The organism is Streptomyces sp. NPDC002130, from assembly GCF_040296465.1.
Lineage (GTDB): Bacteria > Actinomycetota > Actinomycetes > Streptomycetales > Streptomycetaceae > Streptomyces.
The window spans coordinates 1-1,274 of record NZ_JBEOXI010000961.1 but is presented as its reverse complement, the minus strand read 5'-3'; the positions used below and the strand labels follow the sequence as shown (position 1 = coordinate 1,274).

At 61.7% G+C, this 1,274-nt stretch carries 1 protein-coding gene and 1 pseudogene; one reads left to right on the top strand and one right to left on the bottom strand.

What is annotated here, in order from left to right:
* Positions 1 to 89: 89 nt before the first annotated feature.
* Positions 90 to 608, top strand: a pseudogene (locus ABT116_RS47425) (ABC transporter substrate-binding protein); the annotation flags it as partial.
* A 23-nt stretch (positions 609 to 631) separates the two neighbouring features.
* On the opposite strand, the gene ABT116_RS47420 reads toward ABT116_RS47425, so the two are convergent.
* On the bottom strand, positions 632 to 1,274 hold a 643-nt coding region (locus tag ABT116_RS47420; RefSeq protein ID WP_351647606.1), incomplete at its 5' end, for a MarR family winged helix-turn-helix transcriptional regulator.

Genomic DNA, 1,274 nt, shown 5'->3' with positions numbered 1-1,274 from the left:
CATTTTTCATCCTCTTGACGGTATACGATATTATAGCATTTGTGACTGGTGTTGTGTCGTGTGCTCTTCAGATATAGACCGATTTCAGTGATGTGCTCGATGAGATCGAGTGCTCCGGCGCCGGCGGGGTGTTCGTGTTGTTGCTGGGCCAGGATGCGGTGTCGTTCAACAGGCAGTTCGCTGCTCGTGGGTTAGATCGCGATCTCCCTCGACTCGGGCCGCTGATCGATGAGAATATGCTGCTGGCCGGCGGTGCGGGCGCTGCGCGTGAACTCTATTCCGTGTCAGGCTTCTTCGAATCCTTGGGGACCGGCCACAGTCTGGAGTTCGGTGGGCGGTATGCGGAGCGCTTCGGTGCGAGTGCGCCGCCGCTGGCCTCGCCGGGCGAGTCCTGCTACGAGGGTGTGCGGCTCCTGGCTGAACTGGTTGAGCGGTCAGCGTCGGTGAATGTGTCTGACTTGAGTGCTCAGGCACAAGCCGACATTCACTATGACAGTCCACGTGGGCATGTCCGCTTCCGTCGGCACCATCTCGCTCAAGACGTGTATATAGCGAAGGCCAGGGGGCTCGAATTCGATGTCCTCGAACAGATTGCCGCAGTCGGCTAAACCAGCGGCGGGCGCCGGTCGGTTTACTGACTCGTGAAGTCTTCTGCTTGTTTGCCGTAGTGGTTGAGCATGCGTTCCAGCGCTTGGCGGTCGCGTGCGGCGAACATGCCCAATACCTCGGCTTCGGTGGCAGCGATAGTGCCGAGAAGTTCCTGGTGGACGCTCGTACCCCGACTGGAGGCGTGCACCAGCACTTTGCGTCGATCACCCGGGTCGGCGAGCCGGAAGACGTAGGCGTTCACAGCCAGCTTGTCCACGTACTTGGTGAGGGTGGGTGCGGCGACACTCAACGCTCGTGCCAAGTGATTCATCGCCACGCCGTCCTGGCGCACGATGACGTCGAGTGCGTACCAGTGATCGGCGGACATATTGTGCTGCGCGGTAATCCCGTCGATGCGGCGTGAGAGCATCCGACTCAATGAATCCAATCGCCCTGCCAGTGGCCTGGGTGAGACCTGTAGGGCGTCTGCCTCGGCCGCGCCGGCGGCGCCCGTCGGCTTGGCCTGGACAGTGGCCATCCGATCATCCTTCTCTTGGTACGGGGGACGCGCAGTACGAGTAACTGAGGCCCCCGCGTCCCGGTGCATCCGCTCCACCGGGTACTCCCGGGTGTAGCCGTTGCCTCCGAGGATCTGGATCGCCTGGGCCGTGACCTTCTTGGCCGTC